Origin of the sequence: Streptosporangium sp. NBC_01639 (genome assembly GCF_045209755.1) — a bacterium.
In the GTDB taxonomy this organism is placed as follows: Bacteria; Actinomycetota; Actinomycetes; order Streptosporangiales; family Streptosporangiaceae; genus Streptosporangium.
Window position 1 is genome coordinate 5513849 of sequence record NZ_CP109272.1, and the last position, 18747, is coordinate 5532595.

An 18747-nucleotide genomic window follows, 5' to 3' on the forward strand; every position below is an offset into this window, starting at 1 on the left:
GTTTATCCGATATTTCCTCCCGCTCTTGAATGAGAGGCGGTGTGGACCGGCGAAGTCCGCGACACGGCACGTCCGGAGGATGGGAGGGTGTGCTGCGGGTAAAGTCGGGAAACGCGCACGCGAAGCAGCTGTGAGGAACCGTTGCATGGGATAGGTCCCTTTTTGGGGATATTGTCACGCAAGTCGAAAATTGGCGTCGCGGGTCTTCTCCTTGCCCTCGGCGCGGCCGGGTGCGCTCACCCGCCGGAGGCCGCCGGGGAGCCGCCGGAGCGCGTCGCGGCCCGGGTCGACGCGCTGCTGGGCATCCGCCCGTCGGCGCCCGACTGCGAGGTCACCGTCAGGCTCGTCCCCTCGTGCGGGGTGTGGTGGGGGGTCGCTCCGGAGGTTTTCACCGGGAGGCGTCCCGGGCGGGCGCTGGAGCGGGCCGAGGAGCGGATGGGCCGCCCCGCCGACATCATGCACGTCTACCACCGGGGTTCGGAGCTCTTCCCGACCGCCGAGGAGCGGGCGATCGCGCGTGATCCCGCCGGTCGCAGGCTGCTGCTGGTCAACTGGAAGCCGTCCTTCGACCACACCTGGGCGGAGATCGCCGGTGGTGCGATCGACCGGCGGATCGACCGGCTGGCCGACCACGTCCGCGGGAGCTTTCCCGAGAGGTTCTTCCTGACCGTGCACCACGAGCCGGAGAACGACGTGCGGGAGAGGCCGGGTTCGGGGATGACCGCTGAGGACTACTCCGCGATGTTCCGGCACGTGGTGCTGCGGCTGAGGCAGCGGGGCGTGACGAACGCGGTCACGGTCATGACCTACATGGGTGCGCCCAACTGGGCGGCCGAGCCGTGGTTCGAGAGGCTCTACCCCGGTGACGACGTGGTCGACTGGGTGGCCATGGACCCCTATGCCGACGACAGGGTGCGCAGCTTCGACGGGCTGGTCAACAAGACCCGTGAGGAGTTCGCCGGCTGGCCCGGGTTCTACCGGTGGATGCAGTCGCGCTTCCCGACGAAGCCCATCATGATCGCCGAGTGGGGCGTGTTCGAGCGCCGTGCCGAGCCCGGGTTCAAGGAGTCGTTCTTCTCCTCGGTCCGCCGGGAGATGCGGCTCTATCCGCAGATCAAGGCACTGGTCTACTTCGACTCACCGCGTGCGCCCCGGGGGGACACCCGGTTCGACACCACTCCCGGCGGCCTGCGGACCTTCTCCGACCTCGCCCGTGACTCCGCCCTCCGGGCGGGTGCGGTGCCCGAGCAGTGACCACCCGGTGGCTCCGGCCGCCACGGCGGCGGCCAGGATCCAGAGCGTGGCCGCGTTTCCCACGTCGAGAAGCTTCAGGGCGGACGCCAGCAGCACCACCGCGAGCAGCGCCCGGATGATCCCGCCGGGCGCCCGGGCCGAGATCCGCGCGCCCAGGTAGACGCCGGGAATCGAACCGGCCAGCAGCGAGGTGGTGACGTCGAGCTGAAAGTCGCCGAAGAGCAGGTGGCCGAGGGCGGCCGACACGACCAGGGGGACGGCCTGGACGAGGTCGGTGCCGACGAGCTGGTTGGCCTTCAGCGCGGGGTAGAGCGCGAGCAGCGCCACGATGATCAGTGATCCCGAGCCCACGGACGAGATCCCGACGACCAGGCCACCGATCATACCGACCAGTAAGGTCGGAAATGCGCGCACGACGATCTCGCCGAGGTCCGCCGAGACCTTCCCCGCGCGATCCTCGTGCCGCGAGAGCCAGGCCTTGGCGACCAGCCCCGCGACGGCCAGCAGCAGTGCGCCGCCCAGGGCGTACTTGATCGTCTGCTGGACCTGCTCGCCGTCTCCGAAGGACCGGGCCACGAGGACGCCGCAGAATGCCGCGGGCACCGATCCCGCGCACAGCCAGCCGACCAGCCGCAGGTTGACCGTGCCCCGCCGCATGTGGACGACCCCGCCGATCGGCTTCATCACGGCGGAGGCGACGAGGTCGCTGGAGACGGCCGCCAGGGGCGGCACGTTGAAGAACAGCATCATCATCGGCGTCATCAGCGCGCCGCCGCCCATGCCGGTCAGACCGACGACGATCGCGACGAGGAACGAGCCGATGGCGAGGGGCAGGTCGATGGCCACCGGCCGGTCACCCCTCCCTCTGGTTCGCCACGCGTGTCCGCGTCCTCAACGGACCCACCCTCCCTGGATCAACGGGTCCAGCACCTGATGGACGGCCCGCTCCACACTGATCGACGTGGTGTCGACGACCAGATCCGCGTCGTCGGGCTCCTCGTAGGGGTCGGAAATGCCGGTGAACTCGGGGATGAGCCCGGCCCTGGCCTTGGCGTAGAGTCCCTTGCGGTCGCGGCGCTCGCACTCGGCGAGCGGGGTGGCCACGTGGACCAGCAGGAAGTCGGCGCCGACGGCCTCGACCATCGCGCGGACCTCGTCGCGGGTGGCGGCGTAGGGCGCTATGGGCGCGCAGATCGCCAGCCCGCCGTGCCTGGCGGCCTCGGCGGCGACGAACCCGATCCGGCGGATGTTCAGGTCGCGGTCCTGTTTGGAGAAGCTCAGCCCCGCCGACAGCAGGTGGCGGACCACGTCGCCGTCCAGATAGGTGACCGTACGGCTGCCGCGCTCCAGCAGCGCGTCCCGCAGTCCTCGTGCCACCGTGGACTTGCCGGAACCCGACAGGCCGGTGAAGAAGACCACCAGCCCCCGCCGGTGCGGAGGCCCGGGAAGCGTCACGGGCTCGGGGCCGGCCAGGTGCTCCGTCGCGCCGTACGCCTCGGCCACGTGCTCGCGCAGCTCCAGGTCGATGCTGGGCTCCTGCCGGGGCGCGAGTGGCACCACGGCCACGAGCGTGCCCTCGGGCAGCCGGTCGCGGGCCGTCAGAGCGGCGCGGACCACCGCGGGCCCGCCTTCGCCGAAGGCCAGCGGGAGCAGCAGGACGGCCGCGTCCAACTCCTCGGCGGTCGCCCTGATCTCCTCCAGGTCGTCCAGCGGTCCGCGCATGGTGACCGCCAGCACCTCCCGGCCGGCGAACTCCTTGCGGATCTCGGCGGGGGTGCGGCGCAATCGGGCGAACGGCCCGTGCTCGGGCGCGTCCAGCGCCTCCACCGGCCCGGCGGCGGAACCGTCGGCGCGCTCGGTGACGGTCAGCACGGCCAGGGCGGCGCCCTCGGGGTCGCGTAGCGTGATCCGGTCGCCGGGGACGGCGGGATGGTCGTCCGGCAGGGTGAGCGACACGGGAGCGGGCCACGGCGTGCCGTCGGCCAGCGTGCCGTGATCCTCCACCGCGTGCGTGTCCGCCGAGCTCAGAAAGCCGGTCAGCGGCTGGAAGGCACCGGAGAGCAGCAGCTCCAGATCGGCCAGCTCATGGGCGTCGGGGGTCCAGTCGAAAGGCGCCGTCATCAGCTCCACAATCCCGATCGAATTAGTCGGATTTCGCCACCTTACCCACTCCGCTTCCCGGACACCAGCCGGCCGCCCCTCAGATCAGCCGGGCGAAGTGGCTCTGGGGCTTGCGGATCACCATGATGATCTCATCGCGAGAGGCGGGCCACCGCCCCCTGGACAGGGTCTCCAGCAGCGAGCAGGCGGTGCGGACCAGCCCGCCCAGCGGGCCGCGCAGCGCCGGTCCGCTGGTGGCGGAGGCGTCGTCGGTCACCATGAGCCCGCGGGTCAGGCAGAAGGAGTGCATCCCCTCCCGCGAGGTTATCTGCCCGTAGCAAGGAGGCAGGGGCCCCACGGCGCCGGCCGGGGCGAACCTGCGCCACAGCAGCCGTCGTAGCGCCGAGGGCATCAGCCGGTCGTACGTCCCGTAGGCGGAGGTCCTGTCACGCATCTGAAGCAGCAGCAGCCCGCCCGGCCGCAGGCCGGTGAGCAGCCGGTCGAGCACCAGCTCGGGATGCTCGATCCGCTCCAGCAGGAACGACACGTAGACGATGTCGAACGCCCTCGGCGGCACCGGCACCGAGCGCAGGTCTCCCAGCGACCAGGAGTCCAGGTCCTTGCGGGCGGACGTGCTGGCCCGCAGCACCGGCCGGTCCTCGTCGATCCCGGTGACCCGCGCCTCCATCTCGTCCAGCTCCAGCTGCAGCGGCTCGGGCCACCCGCACCCGGCGATCAGGGCGTCGAGCCGCCGACCTGACTGCCCTGTCCACTGCTCGCGGATCCGCCGACTGAATATGTCGTCTCGCGCGACGACCGACCGTACCTCTGACATGTTACTAAGAGTAGTCATCTCAACACGATTCATCGTGCATTTCCTCTCGCACCGGGAGCGGCCTCTCTGCGGAAGGCCGGTCGCCGAGACCAGTAACCTGGAAGCGAACCCCCGTGCCCTGACGGCCGGGGGCCTGTCGTGTTGCCATCGTGGGGCTGTGGGCGAACTGATGAGCCTTTCCGGACTGCTGGACCTTGTCGTCGCGGAGCCGAAACTGGCCTCCGCTCTTGAGGACGTCCGAGGGGGAGACTCCTCCGACGTGTCGCTGATCGCGCCGCCCGCACTGCGGCCGTTCACCGTCGCCGCGCTGGCGAGGGAAGGGGCCTCAAACGGGGGGCGGACCGTGCTGGCGGTGACCGCCACCGGGCGCGAGGCCGAGGATCTCGCCGCGGCGCTCACCGGCTTTCTCGACCCGGGTACGGTCGCGGTCTTCCCCGCGTGGGAGACGCTGCCGCACGAGCGCCTGTCGCCGCGCGGAGACACGGTGGGCCAGCGGCTCGCCGTCCTGCGCAGACTGGCCCACCCGGTCGAGGGGGACGCCGCCGCCGGCCCGCTGCGGGTGATCGTCGCGCCGGTCCGGGCGGTGCTCCAGCCGATCGTGCGCGGCCTGGGCGACCTGCAGCCGGTACGGCTGCGCGCCGGCCAGGACGCCGACCTCGAAAACGTCGTCCACCGGCTCGTGGAGAACGGCTACAACCGGGTCGACATGGTGGAGAAACGCGGCGAGGTGGCGGTCAGGGGCGGTCTGCTGGACGTGTTCCCGCCCACCGAGGAGCACCCGCTGCGGCTGGAGTTCTGGGGTGACAGCGTCGAGGAGATCCGCTGGTTCAAGGTCGCCGACCAGCGGTCGCTGGAGGTGGCGGAGGAGGGGCTGTTCGCGGCCCCCTGCCGCGAGCTGCTGCTGACGGCGGACGTCAGGGAGCGGGCCCGGGAGCTCGCCGGACAGCACCCCGCGCTGGCCGAGATCCTCGACCAGCTCGCCGAGGGTGTCCCCATGGAGGGCATGGAGGCGTTCGCGCCGGTGCTCGCCGGGGAGATGGACCTGCTGGTGGACCACCTGCCGGAGCGGGCGGCGGTGTTCGTGTGCGATCCGGAGCGTATCCGCGGCCGTGCCGACGAGCTGGTGCGCACCAGCCAGGAGTTCCTGGAGGCGTCCTGGATCAACGCGGCCTCCGGCGGGGAGGCGCCGATCGACCTGGGGGCGGCGGCGTTCCGGACGTTGGACGACATCCGCGAGCACGCGCGCGAGCTCGGCCAGCCCTGGTGGTCGATCGCGCCGTTCGGCGGCGACGACCTCGGCGACGGGCTGGTCCTTTCGGCGCAGGAGGCGGAGGCGTACCGGGGCGACACCCAGCGGGCGCTGGGCGACATCAAGGGCTGGCTGGACGAGCACAAGGTCGTCGTGCTGCTCAGCGAGGGCCACGGACCCGCCGAGCGGATGGTGGAACTGCTCAAGGGCGTGGACCTGCCGGCCCGGCTGGAACGGACCCTCGACGGGGTGCCGGACGCGAAGGTCGTCCACGTCGGCACGGGCCTGATCGAGCACGGCTTCGTCACCCCCGGCCTGGCCGTACTGACCCACCTGGACCTGGTCGGGCAGAAGGCGTCCACCAAGGACATGCGGCGGCTGCCCTCCAAGCGGCGCAACATGGTCGACCCGCTCCAGCTCAAGGTCGGCGACCACGTGGTGCACGAGCAGCACGGCGTGGGCCGCTACGTCGAGATGGTGCAGCGGACCGTGCAGGGCGCCACCCGCGAATACCTGGTGATCGAGTACGCCAAGGGCGACCGGCTCTACGTGCCGACCGACCAGCTCGACGAGGTCACCCGCTACGTCGGCGGCGAGTCGCCCACGCTCAACCGGATGGGCGGCGCCGACTGGGCCAAGGCCAAGACCAAGGCGAAGAAGGCGGTCAAGGAGATCGCCGGGGAGCTGATCCGCCTCTACTCCGCCCGGATGGCCTCGCCGGGACACGCGTTCGGTCCCGACACCCCCTGGCAGCGGGAGATGGAGGACGCCTTCCCCTACGCCGAGACCGGCGACCAGCTTGAGGCGATCGACGAGGTCAAGCGCGACATGGAGCGCCCGATCCCGATGGACCGGCTGATCTGCGGCGACGTCGGCTACGGCAAGACCGAGATCGCGGTGCGGGCCGCCTTCAAGGCCGTGCAGGACGGCAAGCAGGTGGCGGTCCTGGTGCCGACCACGCTGCTGGTCCAGCAGCACCTGTCCACCTTCGCCGAGCGGTTCTCCGGGTTCCCGCTGAACGTGCGGCCGATGTCGCGCTTCCAGAGCGACGGCGAGGTCAAGGCGACGATGGAGGGCATGCGCGACGGTTCGGTGGACGTGGTGATCGGCACGCACCGGCTGTTCTCGCCGGAGATCAGGTTCAAGGAGCTGGGCCTGATCATCATCGACGAGGAGCAGCGGTTCGGCGTCGAGCACAAGGAGGCCATGAAGCACCTGCGCACGCAGGTCGACGTGCTGGCCATGTCCGCCACGCCGATCCCGCGCACGCTGGAGATGGGGATCACCGGCATCCGCGAGATGTCGACGATCCTCACCCCGCCGGAGGAACGCCACCCGATCCTCACCTTCGTCGGCCCCTACGACAACAAGCAGATCGGCGCCGCGATCCGGCGCGAGCTGATGCGCGACGGCCAGGTCTTCTTCGTCCACAACCGGGTGGCCAGCATCAACAAGGTCGCGACCATGCTGCACGAACTCGTGCCCGAAGCCAGGATCGCGGTCGCACACGGCCAGATGCAGGAGCACCAGCTCGAGAAGATCATGGTGGGGTTCTGGGAGCGTGACTTCGACGTTCTCGTCTGCACCACGATCGTCGAGTCCGGCCTCGACGTGCCCAACGCCAACACGCTGATCGTCGACCGGGCCGACAACTACGGCCTCTCCCAGCTCCACCAGCTCCGCGGCCGGGTCGGCCGGGGCCGCGAGCGCGGCTACGCGTACTTCCTTTACCCGCCGGAGAAGCCGCTCACCGAGACGGCCCACGAGCGCCTGGCCACCATCTCCCAGCACACCGAGATGGGCGCGGGCATGTACGTCGCGATGAAGGACCTGGAGATCCGCGGCGCGGGCAACATCCTGGGTGCCGAGCAGTCCGGTTTCATCGCGGGCGTCGGCTTCGACCTCTACGTGCGCATGATGGCGGAGGCGGTGCAGGAGCAGAAGGCCAAGCTGTCCGGCGGCCCGGTGGAGGAGGAACGGCCGGACGTCAAGGTCGAGCTGCCGATCAACGCGCACATCCCGCACGACTACGTGACCTCCGAGCGGCTGCGCCTGGAGGCCTACAAGCGGATCGCCGCCATCGGCTCCGACGTCCAGGTCGCCGAGGTGCGCGACGAGCTCGTCGACCGGTACGGCAGGCCGCCCCAGGAGGTGGAGAACCTGCTGGAGGTCGCCCGGTTCCGGATCCGCGCCCGCCTGGCCGGTCTGACCGACGTCACCCTGCAGGGCCCGAACATCAGGTTCGCCCCGGTGGAGCTCCGGGACTCCCAGCAGGTCAGACTCCAGCGGCTGTACCCGAAGGCGCTGCTGAAGCAGGCGAGCGGTACGTTGCTGGTGCCCGTTCCCAAGACCAGGCCTCTCGGCGGCCAGCCGCTGCGCGACCTGGATCTGCTCAGGTGGTGCGGTGACCTGGTCGAGGCGATGTTCCTTGAGAACATGCCGGTAAAGTAAGCGGCGTCTGTCGTGAAGGGACCCGATGTGAAGTCGACTCGAGTGCGTGTCATCCTGGCGGTCGCCGCCGCGGGTGTCGCGCTGACCGCCTGCTCTCCGACGCAGGCCGGGGCCGCCGCCGTCGTGGGCGGGCAGCGGATCAGCTCCAGCCAGCTGGACGGTGACGTGCGGGAGCTGGAGGCCGCGCTGGCCAAGGCCGGCGGTTCCGCGGCGCAGCTGCAGTCCTACGGCAGCCTCCCGCAGCTCGTGCTGTACCAGACCGCCACCGCCAAGCAGCTCACCATCGCGGCCGAGCGCAAGGGCGTCACGGCGACCGACGGGGAGGTCGACCAGCTGATCTCGACCGCCGGCGGTCAGGCGCAGTACGAACAGCAGATGCTCCAGCAGGCCGTGCCGCCGTCGCAGATGCGCGCCTATGCCAAGGCGAGCCTGCTGGCCAGCAAGCTCGCGGCCAAGTACGGCGGAGGCACCGACCAGGCCGCCCTGCAGCGGGGTTCGCAGCTGGCGAGCAAGGACGTCCAGGCCGTGAAGATCTCCTGGAACCCCCGCTACGGCACGTTCAACGCGCAGCCGAGCCAGCAGCAGCCGCGCATCTTCCTCACCAACGACCGCTTCGGCAAGGCCCCCGCCGCTCAGGCCGAGGCCGCGCCGCAGCAGTAGCCTCGGGGCATGCCCCTGATCGTCGTCACCACCTCGCCCCGGGTCGCCCCGGGGCTGCTCAGTCACCGCGCCTGGCAGGTCCTCCAGGAGGGTCCGGTGCGCACCGCGTCGGCGGACCACCCGCACCTGCCCTACCTCGCGGACGCCGGGATCGCCGTCGAGGTCGCCCCGCCGGACCCGGCGGGGCTGGTGCGGGAAGCGGGCGGCGGGACCGTCGTGTGGCTGGAGGCCGACGAGGCCCTGATGCGCTCCATCGGCTACGCGGCGGTGGCGCTCGACGACCCGCCGGTGATCGAGGTGGTGCCGGGCTCGTACGACCTGCCGGGGGCCCGGCTGCTCGATCTGGTCGCGGTGATGGACCGCCTCCGGGTGAACTGCCCCTGGGACGCCGGGCAGACCCACGAGTCGCTGGCGCCGTACCTCCTCGAAGAGGCCTACGAGGTGCTGGAGACCATCGAGGAGGGCGACCACACCGCCCTGCGCGAGGAGCTGGGCGACCTGCTCCTGCAGGTGGCCTTCCACGCGCGGGTCGCCCACGAGCGCTCCGGCGGGTTCGACATCGACGACGTGGCCGAGGGGATCGTCGCCAAGCTCGTCCGCCGCCACCCGCACGTCTTCGCGGACACCCGGGTGGAGGGCGCCGAGGAGGTCAGCGACAACTGGGAGACCATCAAGGCGGCCGAGCGCGCGGCCAAGAACGACGGCGACGCGGGATCCGTCCTGGACGGCGTCCCGATGGGCCAGCCCGCGCTGTCCCTGACCGCCCAGCTCCTGCGCCGCGCCGAGCGCGCCGGAGCCCCTGCCGGCCTCCTCCCGGGCCGCTCCGCCCTCCCCGGCTCCGCCGACCTCCCCGGCTCCACCGAGCCCGCCGAGGGCCTGGGCCCGCGGCTCTTCGATCTCGTACGGCAGGCGCACGCGGCCGGCCTCGACCCGGAGGCCGAGCTGCGCGCCGCCGCCCGCGCCTACCGCGACCGGGTTCGCGCCTGGGAGGCGGGCGGCGGTCCCCGGAACGGGGCGTCCTGAGAGCGGTAAGTTGCCGGGCGGTGTGCGCTGAGAGGGGCGCGTTCCCGGGCGGTGTTCCCGGGCGGCGTGTCCCGAGGGGGACGTGTCCCGCGGCGCGGCCGGCCCGTCCGGGTATGGCGGTCGCCGTACCGGCAAGTAGGCCTCGGTAGGCTTCTGAGGCAAACTGTCCTGCGACTTTAGGAGCGCTTCGTGGCTTCCATCGAGGGCGTCATCGCCCGCGAGATCCTTGACTCCAGGGGCAACCCGACGGTCGAGGTCGACATCCTGCTGGACGACGGCAGCGAGGCCCGCGCCGCCGTGCCGAGCGGTGCGTCCACCGGCCAGTTCGAGGCCGTGGAGCTGCGTGACGGCGACGAGCGCTACGGCGGCAAGGGCGTCGAGAAGGCCGTCCTCGGCGTGACCGACGAGATCGCCGACGAGATCATCGGGTTCGACGCCACCGAGCAGCGCAGCATCGACCAGGTCATGATCGACCTGGACGGCACGCCGAACAAGGCACGGCTGGGCGCCAACGCCATTCTGGGCGTCTCCCTGGCCGTGGCCAAGGCCGCCGCCGAGAGCGTCGAGCTGCCGCTGTTCCGCTACCTCGGCGGGCCGAACGCGCACGTGCTGCCGGTTCCGATGATGAACATCCTCAACGGTGGCGCGCACGCCGACACCAACGTGGACATCCAGGAGTTCATGATCGCGCCGATCGGCGCGGAGTCGTTCCGCGAGGCCGTGCGGATGGGGACTGAGGTCTACCACGCGCTCAAGGCCGTGCTGAAGGAGAAGGGCTACGCCACCGGCCTGGGTGACGAGGGCGGCTTCGCGCCGAACCTGCCGTCCAACCGCGACGCGCTGGACCTGATCCTGGTCGCGATCGAGAAGGCCGGCTACGTGCCCGGCGAGGACGTCGGGCTGGCGCTCGACGTGGCCGCCTCGGAGTTCCACTCGGACGGCGTCTACACCATCGACGGCAAGGGCCTGTCGGCCACCGAGCTGATCGCCTTCTACGAGGACCTGGTCGCGAGCTACCCGCTGGTCTCCATCGAGGACCCGCTGGACGAGAGCGACTGGGAGGGCTGGAACGCCATCACCAAGGCACTGGGCGACAAGGTCCAGCTCGTCGGCGACGACCTGTTCGTGACCAACCCCGAGCGGCTGTCCCGCGGCATCGCCGAGGGCACCGCCAACGCGCTGCTGGTCAAGGTCAACCAGATCGGCACCCTGACCGAGACCCTCGACGCCGTGGACCTGGCGCACCGCAACGGCTACCGCTGCATGATGAGCCACCGCTCCGGCGAGACCGAGGACACCACGATCGCCGACCTCGCCGTGGCCGTCAACTGCGGCCAGATCAAGACCGGCGCCCCGGCCCGCTCCGACCGGGTGGCCAAGTACAACCAGCTGCTCCGTATCGAGGAGCTTCTCGACGACGCCGCCCGCTACGCGGGTCGCGCGGCGTTCCCCCGGTTCCAGCGGTAGTTTCACACCTACGGCTTGCGCCCGATTTGGCCGGGCGCGAGCCGTACCGTGGGAGGGCCCTCCGGTGCCGGCGTCCCGGTGGGGACCCGGGGCGGTCCGTCCGGCGGAGTCCCGGCCCCGGTGCGGGGGGCCGCCGGAGACGGTGCCCGCGCCGGCGGGCGCGGCATGGCGGAGAGTACGGACGGGGAGAGGCGCATGGCGAAACGGCCGCAGTTGACGGGACGGGCCGCGATTCTCGCGATCGTGGTGTGCGCGAACGCCATGAGCCTCGCCTACCCGGTCCGGGAGTACATCGCGCAGCGCCGCCACATCTCCCAGCTCCAGCAGCAGCAGACCAGGGAGCTTGAGGCCATCAAGGCCCTGGACGACCGGCGCAAGCAGCTCCAGGACCCCGGTTACATCAAGCGGCAGGCCAGGGAACGGCTCTTCTACTGCGATCCCGGGCACAAGTGCTACGTCGTCATGGGGGAGAAACCCGCCGAGGGCAAGGGCACCGCGGGGGAGAAGAAGGTCGCCGGGCCGCCGTGGTACCAGACGCTCTGGGAGTCGGTCGAGGCGGCCGACACCGGGAAGGGCCAGAAGGTGGCCAAGCCTGCGGGGTGACCCCGATACCCTGGTCCTCGTGTTCTCAGGGAGTGTCACGGATGGTGGATGATCGCGATGTGGCGGCGGTGGAGCGGCAGCTCGGCCGGACGCCGCGAGGACTGCGGCGGGTGGCGCACCGCTGCCCGTGCGGGCTGCCCGATGTGGTGGAGACCGCACCCCGGCTCCCCGACGGGTCGCCCTTCCCGACTCTGTTCTATCTGACCTGCCCACGGGCCGCCTCGGCGATCGGCACGCTGGAGACCTCCGGGATGATGCGGGCCATGCAGGCCAGGCTCGCCGAGGAGCCGGAGCTGGCCCGGGCCTACCAGGCCGCCCACGACGACTACGTCGCGCGCCGTGACAAGGCCGCTGCCGAGGACGGCCTGGAGCCGCTGCCGAGGGACATGCAGAGCACCGGAGGCATGCCGGTCCGGGTCAAGTGCCTGCACGCCCTGGTCGGCCACGAGCTCGCGGTCCCCGGGAGCAACCCGTTCGGCCGGGAGGCCCTCGACGCGCTCGGCGAGTGGTGGGCGGACGGGCCCTGCTGCGCCGTGGACGAGGCCGGGGCAGCCGAGACCACCGACAGGGCGGCCAGGACCGCGAGCACCCAAGAGGAGACCCCGTGACCCGCGTCGCCGCCATCGACTGTGGCACCAATTCCGTCCGCCTGCTCATCGGGGACATCCACGCCGACGCCCTGACCGACGTCGAGCGGCGGATGGAGATCGTCCGGCTCGGCCAGGGGGTGGACAGGACCGGCAGGCTGGCCCCCGAGGCCCTGGAGCGCACGTTCGCCGCGATGCGCGGCTACGCCAAGCTCATCACCCAGCACGGCGTCTCCACGGTCCGCGTGGTGGCCACCAGCGCCACCAGGGACGCCGCCAACCGGCAGGACTTCGTGGACGGCGTGCGTGAGATCTTCGGTGTGGAGCCCGAAGTGATCACGGGTGCCGAGGAGGCGGAGCTGTCGTTCGCCGGGGCCACCCGCGATCTCGTACGGCTCTCGCCCGAGACCGGCCTGCCCACTCCCGAGGGCACCCGCCCGCCGTACCTGGTGGTCGACATCGGCGGCGGCTCCACCGAGTTCGTGCTCGGCTCCACGCACGTGGAGGCCGCATTGTCGGTGGACATCGGCTGTGTCCGGCTGACCGAGCGGCACCTGCGCGACGCGGGCACCCCGCCGGCCGCCGAGGTGGTCGAGGCCGTGCTCGCCGACATCGACGAGGCGCTCGACCGGGTCGCCCAGGAGGTGCCGGTGGAGCGGGCGCTCACCTTGGTGGGCCTCGCGGGCTCGGTCACCACCGTTGCGGGAATGGCGCTTGATCTGCCGGAATATGACCCGCATAAAATCCACCACTCACGAATTCCGGCAGCTCGGACCCGTGAGATTTCCCGGCGTCTGCTGGAGATGTCCCATGACGAGCGGGCGGCCATTCCCGTCATGCACCCCGGCCGGGTCGACGTGATCGGTGCCGGCGCCCTGATTCTGAACCGGATCGTCGAGCGGTACGGCTTCACAGAAGTTGTCGTCAGTGAACACGACATTTTGGATGGAATCGCCTGGTTGGCATCTAAACCCTGACAGCATCTGGACATTTCCTATACTTAAGGAGTATTGAGGGATCATTCCGTTTTATGGTTAGGTAAAGAAGCTTTAGTGAGGCTTTGCCGTGGGGCCCGGCACAGCTGGTGTCGGGGCGGCAACCGTCTCCGGAGCGCACTTTCGTTCCTAACGAAACGGAGCATCCCCTCATGTCCGGACTAGCTCGAAAGCTAGCCGCCGCAGGAGCCAGCGCGGCCATGCTGGCAACCATGGCGGCAGGGCTTCTGGCCTCGCCCGCAGCGGCGGCCAGTAGCTCCACCCAGGCGGGGAAGGCATCTTCCTCCCACTCCACGCCGAGGCCCGTGGTCTCGGTCAGCAAGACCAAGGCCTCCCCCGCGAAGTCCGACGAGTGCCCCACCAAGGTGACCTTCTCGTCGAACATCAAGGTGAAGACCTACGCGAGCAAGACCACGGTCGCCTACCGCTGGCTCCGTGGCAACGGCACCAAGAGCAAGGTCAAGACGTTCACCCTCAAGGGCAAGGGCGTCAAGAACGCCACTGTCAAGGAGTCGTCGACCTTCAAGGGCGGTGACACCAAGGGCTGGCAGGCGGTCGAGGTCCTGGCGCCGCGCAAGAAGACCTCCGCCAAGGGTTACTTCACGGTCTCCTGTGGCGGCGACGAGGGCGACGGCGGCAAGCAGGTCGTCAACACCGGCCACGTCGGTGCTCAGATCTGGGTCGACGAGAACAACTGCTCGGCGACGCTGATCGGCCGCATCACCTCCTCCAGCCACCGCTGGGTGCGCTACCAGTGGGTCGTCAACGGTCACGTCGTCGACCGCGACGCCGTCCGCGTCGACGGTTCGCGCAGGGTCTACCACACGATCAGGCCGCGTGACGACTACCGGGGCTGGGCGCAGCTGCAGATTCTCAGCCCGGTCAAGTCCTCCTCCGGTCGTTCCTACTTCAGGATCGAGTGCAGGGACTCGTCGCCGAAGGTCTCGGCCTCCGTCGACGCCCCGGCGAACTACGAGGGTGACTGCCCGGTCGCCCGCACCTTCACCGGCACGATCAGCGCTTCGTACGGCAGCGGCCACGTGAAGTACCGCTGGATCCGTGACGGTTCCGCGGGCAGCTGGCAGGACGTCTACTTCAGCGGCCACGGCTACCAGTCCCGCACCGTGAGCGACTCCTGGAGCGCCTCGGCCTCCGGGACCAGCAAGCGGGCGATCGAGATCCTCGGTGGCCCGACCAGCGGCACCGTCGAGGGCAAGGTCACCTGCAAGGTGGCTCCCCCGGCTGCGAAGGCATGGGTCGAGAGCGGCACGTCGGCCACCCAGACCGCGGCCACCTGCCCGAAGGCCTCGATCACCGGCACCGGCAGCATCTACGCCACCGGCCCGATCAAGATCAAGTACACCTGGTCCGTCAACGGCACGGTCGTCAAGACCGCCGCCCTCGACTTCGCGTCGGCGGGCAGCCAGTCCGTCTCGTTCACCAGCGACTCGGACGGCCTGAAGGGCGGCAGCGTCAAGCTGGCGATCGACGGCGCCGGCTCGGACGTGGTGAACTACGCGGCCGTCTGCAAGGCCTGAAAAGGGCCGGGGACGGCGGCTGACGCCTGATCTCGGCTGAAGAGACACGAAAGAGCGGTGCCCGCATCCAGCGGGCGCCGCTCTTTCGCTTTCCCGCGCTGCCGGGGTCGGACGGCCTCCCGGGCCGATGAACCGCCGCCGATCGGGCACCATCGAGGTCATGAGTCATGTTCCTCCCGGATCCGGCTGGCCGGACGACCCCGCCCGGCCGGACACCCCCGTCGCGCACGATCCCGCGGAGGTGGCCGAGCTCGCGGGCGCGAGCCGTACGCTCGCCGAACTCACGGCCCGGCAGTCGGTCTGCCGGGCCTGTCCGCGTCTGGTGGAGTGGCGCGAGGAGGTCGCGACGGTCAGACGGCGGGCCTTCGCCGAGGAGACCTACTGGGGGCGGCCCATCGCCGGGTGGGGGGAGGAGCAGCCGGAGGTCCTCATCGTGGGGCTGGCGCCGGCCGCGCACGGCGGCAACCGCACCGGTCGCATCTTCACCGGAGACCGGAGCGGGGACTGGCTGTTCGCCTCGCTGCACCGGACGGGCCTGGCCGCGCAGGAGACCAGCGTCCACGCGGGCGACGGGCAGCGGCTCATCGGCGCGCGCATGGTGGCCGCCGTCCGTTGCGCCCCGCCCGCCAACAAGCCCGAGCCGGCGGAGCGAGCCGCCTGCTTTCCGTGGCTGACCCGGGAGATCGCGCTGGTCGCCGGGAGTGTGCGGGTGGTGGTCGCCCTGGGGGGCTACGCCTGGCAGGCGGTCTGGCCCGCGCTGAGGGACGCCGGATACGACCTGCCGCGCCCGAGGCCGCCCTTCGGGCACGGCGCCGAGGTGGAGATCTCCCGTGACGGAACTCCGGTGCATCTTCTGGGCTGCTACCACCCGAGCCAGCAGAACACTTTCACCGGCCGGGTGACGGCCGGGATGCTTGACGCGCTGTTCACCAGGGCGAACGCCTTACGTGGCTTGTGAACTCGATCACAAAGAGAATATTTGCCAAATTTCTTAGGAGAATGTAGATCAATATCTCGTCCTGGTCAAAAAATCCATGATTTGACCAAGGGGGGCGTGGCGCGAAACGGTGGACCGACGTATGCTTGTGAAAGCTTTCACAAGCCGTGAACCTAAGGATGGCGCCGAAGTGAACCGCAACTCCAAGCACATCGTGGTCGTCGGTGGGGGCTACGTCGGTCTCTACACCGTGCTGCGTCTGCAGCACACGCTCCGCAAGGAACTGCGCGACGGCAGCGTGCACATCACCGTCCTCACTCCCGAATCCCACATGACCTACCAGCCGTTCCTGCCCGAGGCCGCGGCGGGAAACCTCTCGCCCCGGCACGTGGTCGTCCCGCTCCGCCGGGTGCTGAAGAAGGCGACGATCCTCAACGGCAAGGTCTCCAAGGTCAACCACGCGGCCAAGTCGGTCACTTTCGCGCCCAATGTCGGCACGCCCCATGAGATCGACTACGACATCGTGGTCATGGCGGCCGGTTCGGTCTCCCGGACGCTCCCCATCCCCGGCCTCGCCGACGCCGCGATCGGCTTCAAGACGGTCGGCGAGTCGATCGCGCTCCGCAACCGGGTGCTCGAACTCCTTGACCGGGCCGAGTCCGACGGCGACGAGGCCCTGCGCCGCAGGGCGCTGACGTTCGTCGTGGTCGGCGGCGGCTTCGCGGGTGTCGAGGCGCTCGCCGAGCTGGAGGACATGGCCGTCGACGCCGTCCGCTACTACCGCAACGTCTCCCGCGAGGACATGCGCTGGGTTCTCGTCGAGGCGACCGACCGCATCCTTCCCGAGGTCGGCCCCGAGATGGGCAAGTGGACCGCCGAGCAGCTCCGCGAGCGCGGCATGGAGGTCAAGATGGGCACCCGGCTGAATTCCTGCGAAGGGGGCCTGGTCAAGCTCTCCGACGGAGACGAGTTCGAGTCGGCGACCATCGTGTGGACCGCCGGGGTGAAGCCCAGCCCGGTCGTCAACGCCGGTGACCTGCCGCTGGACGAGCGCGGCCGGATCAAGGCGACCGCCCGCCTGACCGTGGCCGGGGTCAAGGACGCCTTCTCGGCCGGAGACGTGGCCGGGGTGCCCGACGTGACCAACCCGGGCCAGTACTGCGCGCCCAACGCCCAGCACGCCGTACGGCAGGCGAAGGTCCTCGCCGACAACATCACCCGTCACCTCCACGGGGAGGAACTGGTCGACTACCGCCACAAGTACGTCGGGTCGGTCGCCGGTCTGGGTCTGCACAAGGGCGTCGCCAACGTCTACGGGGTGAAGCTTCGCGGGCTGCCCGCGTGGTTCATGCACCGCACCTACCACCTGTCGCGGGTGCCCACCCTCAACCGCAAGGTCCGTGTGATGGCGGACTGGACCCTGGCGCTGTTCTTCAAGAGGGAGACCGTCTCGCTCGGAGAGATCGAGGCGCCGCGTACGGAGTTCCGCAAGGCGGCGACGACCTGAGTCTCCGGCGTCCCTGGATGAGAGGCCGCTCGGTCCTTGGCGGAGTCCGACCGTCGGATGACTCCGGCGGGGAATAGCTCAGGTATTCATTTGGGTGGTTATTAGGCTTTTTGGGTGTTAAATCCGATTTCCTTTCCGTGCTCCGTGGTAGGGCATCCCGGGACCGACGGAGACGAGAAAGAGAGAAACCCGATGATCACGCAAGAGCAGATTCCCATGGTGATCGATCACCCGCTGTACGACGTCGACGGAGAGAAGGTCGGCGAGGTCAAGCACGTCTACCTCGACGACGCCACGGGCCAGCCCGAATGGCTGTGCGTACGGACCGGACTCTTCGGCATGAAGGAGACCTTCGTGCCGGTACAGAGCTCCAACCTGGTCGAGGACCATGTGGAGGCGGGTTACGACAAGAGCCGTATCAAGAACGCTCCCAATGTCGACGTCGACGACGGGGGCCATCTGTCGGCGGATGAGGAACGGGAGCTCTACCGCTACTACGAGATCGCCTGGGAAGGGGCCTGGGCGCGGGCGAACGAGCCCGGCGAGGGCGGCTGGGCGCACTCCGGCGGCCAACGGGAGCGCGAGGTCCGGGAAGGGCGCGGCGACGACCTGATGGGCCGTCCCGGCGGAGCGGAGACGAGTCGGGGCGGCACGACGGCCGGTCAGGACGACGCGATGACCCGCTCGGAGGAGCACCTCCGGATCGGTAAGGAGTCTCACGAGACGGGCCGGGCGCGACTGCGCAAGTACGTGGTCACCGAAGAGGAGCAGGTCACCGTACCGACAACCCATGAAGAGGCGCGCCTCGAACGCGAGCCGATCACCGACGCCAACCGGGACGCGGCGCTGAACGGGCCGGAGATCACCGAGGCCGAGCACGAGGTGATCCTGCACGAGGAGCGCCCGGTCGTGGACACCGAGACCGTCCCGGTCGAACGGGTGCGGCTGACCAAGGAACAGGTCAGTGAGGAGGAGACCGTCTCCGGTCAGGTGCGCAAGGAGCGCATCGAGACGGAGGGCGACGTCGGCGACCCCGATCGCGGCCGCTGACCGTCACGCGCGGTTCCCGCATCCATCACTGTCTCGGGCCTGCCGGCGCCGGGGCAGTGGCGTTTCGGCCCGGGTGCGGAGGCGTCGGTCACCAGTCCGTGTGACGCATGATACGAAGTTGTGCTCCTCGGATGAGTGGTCCGTTACGTATGATTGCGGCGCCCCCGTAGCCCAATGGCAGAGGCAAACCCCTTAAAAGGGTTCGAGTGAGGGTTCGAGTCCCTCCGGGGGCACTGATGGTGATCTGTTGAGTCATGCCGGTGACCAGAGGAAATGCGATCACCGTCATTTCTCGCCGTTCGCCTGCCCGCGTGCCGTCGACCGCTCGCGGACGGCGGGTCCGAGGTCGCGGCTCCCGCGAGCGGACGGTGAAACCGATGCGGAGGGCGGGAATCCGGGGGGAGGACCGTTCGTTTGATCCATCGGCGGTAGCCGTACGGCCGCATGAACCGGATGGACATGGATATCAACACGATACGGCCGTGTGACAA

Annotated in this window: 15 protein-coding genes and 1 tRNA gene; 13 read left to right on the forward strand and 3 right to left on the reverse strand. The window is 69.9% G+C overall.

Translation table 11 applies throughout. The features are described from left to right. Positions 1–162: 162 nt before the first annotated feature. Positions 163–1254: a glycoside hydrolase family 26 protein gene (locus tag OHA77_RS25290; protein ID WP_406311965.1), complete on the forward strand. Its 1092-nt coding sequence runs from the start codon at positions 163–165 to the stop codon at positions 1252–1254. On the opposite strand, the gene OHA77_RS25295 is transcribed toward OHA77_RS25290, so the two are convergent. The 3 genes from OHA77_RS25295 to OHA77_RS25305 all read right to left on the reverse strand — a co-directional run bounded on the left by OHA77_RS25295 (position 1138) and on the right by OHA77_RS25305 (position 4189). After that, positions 1138–2100: a sulfite exporter TauE/SafE family protein gene (locus tag OHA77_RS25295; protein ID WP_406311966.1), complete on the reverse strand. Its 963-nt coding sequence runs from the start codon at positions 2098–2100 to the stop codon at positions 1138–1140. The two genes, OHA77_RS25290 and OHA77_RS25295, sit on opposite strands and share 117 nt — an antisense overlap. A gap of 45 nt (positions 2101–2145) precedes the next feature. After that, positions 2146–3375: an adenylyl-sulfate kinase gene (gene cysC, locus OHA77_RS25300; RefSeq protein ID WP_406311967.1), complete on the reverse strand. Its 1230-nt coding sequence runs from the start codon at positions 3373–3375 to the stop codon at positions 2146–2148. A gap of 79 nt (positions 3376–3454) precedes the next feature. Beyond that, positions 3455–4189: a class I SAM-dependent methyltransferase gene (locus OHA77_RS25305; RefSeq protein ID WP_406311968.1), complete on the reverse strand. Its 735-nt coding sequence runs from the start codon at positions 4187–4189 to the stop codon at positions 3455–3457. A gap of 169 nt (positions 4190–4358) precedes the next feature. Between OHA77_RS25305 and mfd the strand changes: the two genes are divergently transcribed. The 12 genes from mfd to OHA77_RS25365 all read left to right on the forward strand — a co-directional run bounded on the left by mfd (position 4359) and on the right by OHA77_RS25365 (position 18489). Next, the gene (gene mfd / locus OHA77_RS25310; RefSeq protein ID WP_406319870.1) at positions 4359–7889 is read left to right on the forward strand and encodes a transcription-repair coupling factor; all 3531 of its coding nucleotides are present in this window, start codon (positions 4359–4361) and stop codon (positions 7887–7889) included. A 27-nt stretch (positions 7890–7916) separates the two neighbouring features. Beyond that, the gene (locus OHA77_RS25315) at positions 7917–8549 is read left to right on the forward strand and encodes a SurA N-terminal domain-containing protein (RefSeq protein WP_406311969.1); all 633 of its coding nucleotides are present in this window, start codon (positions 7917–7919) and stop codon (positions 8547–8549) included. Between the two features lie 9 nt (positions 8550–8558). After that, positions 8559–9572 (forward strand): MazG family protein, encoded by a 1014-nt coding sequence (locus OHA77_RS25320; RefSeq protein WP_406311970.1) that lies wholly within the window; start codon positions 8559–8561, stop codon positions 9570–9572. A 189-nt stretch (positions 9573–9761) separates the two neighbouring features. Next, on the forward strand, positions 9762–11039 hold the full coding sequence (gene eno, locus OHA77_RS25325; protein ID WP_326825735.1) for a phosphopyruvate hydratase: 1278 nt from the start codon (positions 9762–9764) through the stop codon (positions 11037–11039). 195 nt (positions 11040–11234) lie between these two features. Then, positions 11235–11642: a septum formation initiator family protein gene (locus tag OHA77_RS25330; protein ID WP_326825734.1), complete on the forward strand. Its 408-nt coding sequence runs from the start codon at positions 11235–11237 to the stop codon at positions 11640–11642. A gap of 41 nt (positions 11643–11683) precedes the next feature. Beyond that, positions 11684–12250 carry a DUF501 domain-containing protein gene (locus OHA77_RS25335; protein WP_406311971.1) on the forward strand — a complete coding sequence of 189 codons (567 nt, stop codon included), beginning with the start codon at positions 11684–11686 and terminating at the stop codon, positions 12248–12250. Next, positions 12247–13206: a Ppx/GppA phosphatase family protein gene (locus OHA77_RS25340; RefSeq protein WP_326825732.1), complete on the forward strand. Its 960-nt coding sequence runs from the start codon at positions 12247–12249 to the stop codon at positions 13204–13206. Before OHA77_RS25335 ends, OHA77_RS25340 begins: the two co-directional genes overlap by 4 nt. A gap of 230 nt (positions 13207–13436) precedes the next feature. Then, positions 13437–14762 carry a hypothetical protein gene (locus OHA77_RS25345; protein WP_406311972.1) on the forward strand — a complete coding sequence of 442 codons (1326 nt, stop codon included), beginning with the start codon at positions 13437–13439 and terminating at the stop codon, positions 14760–14762. A 160-nt stretch (positions 14763–14922) separates the two neighbouring features. Next, a complete protein-coding gene (locus OHA77_RS25350) occupies positions 14923–15720 on the forward strand; it encodes a uracil-DNA glycosylase (RefSeq protein ID WP_406311974.1) in 798 nt (265 codons plus the stop codon). Positions 15721–15889: 169 nt separating this feature from the next. Further along, complete coding sequence (locus OHA77_RS25355) at positions 15890–17206, forward strand: NAD(P)/FAD-dependent oxidoreductase (protein WP_406311975.1); 1317 nt, start codon at positions 15890–15892, stop codon at positions 17204–17206. Between the two features lie 192 nt (positions 17207–17398). Continuing rightward, positions 17399–18256 carry a PRC and DUF2382 domain-containing protein gene (locus OHA77_RS25360; protein WP_406311977.1) on the forward strand — a complete coding sequence of 286 codons (858 nt, stop codon included), beginning with the start codon at positions 17399–17401 and terminating at the stop codon, positions 18254–18256. 160 nt (positions 18257–18416) lie between these two features. Further along, a tRNA-Leu gene (locus tag OHA77_RS25365) sits at positions 18417–18489 on the forward strand. Positions 18490–18747: the final 258 nt, after the last annotated feature.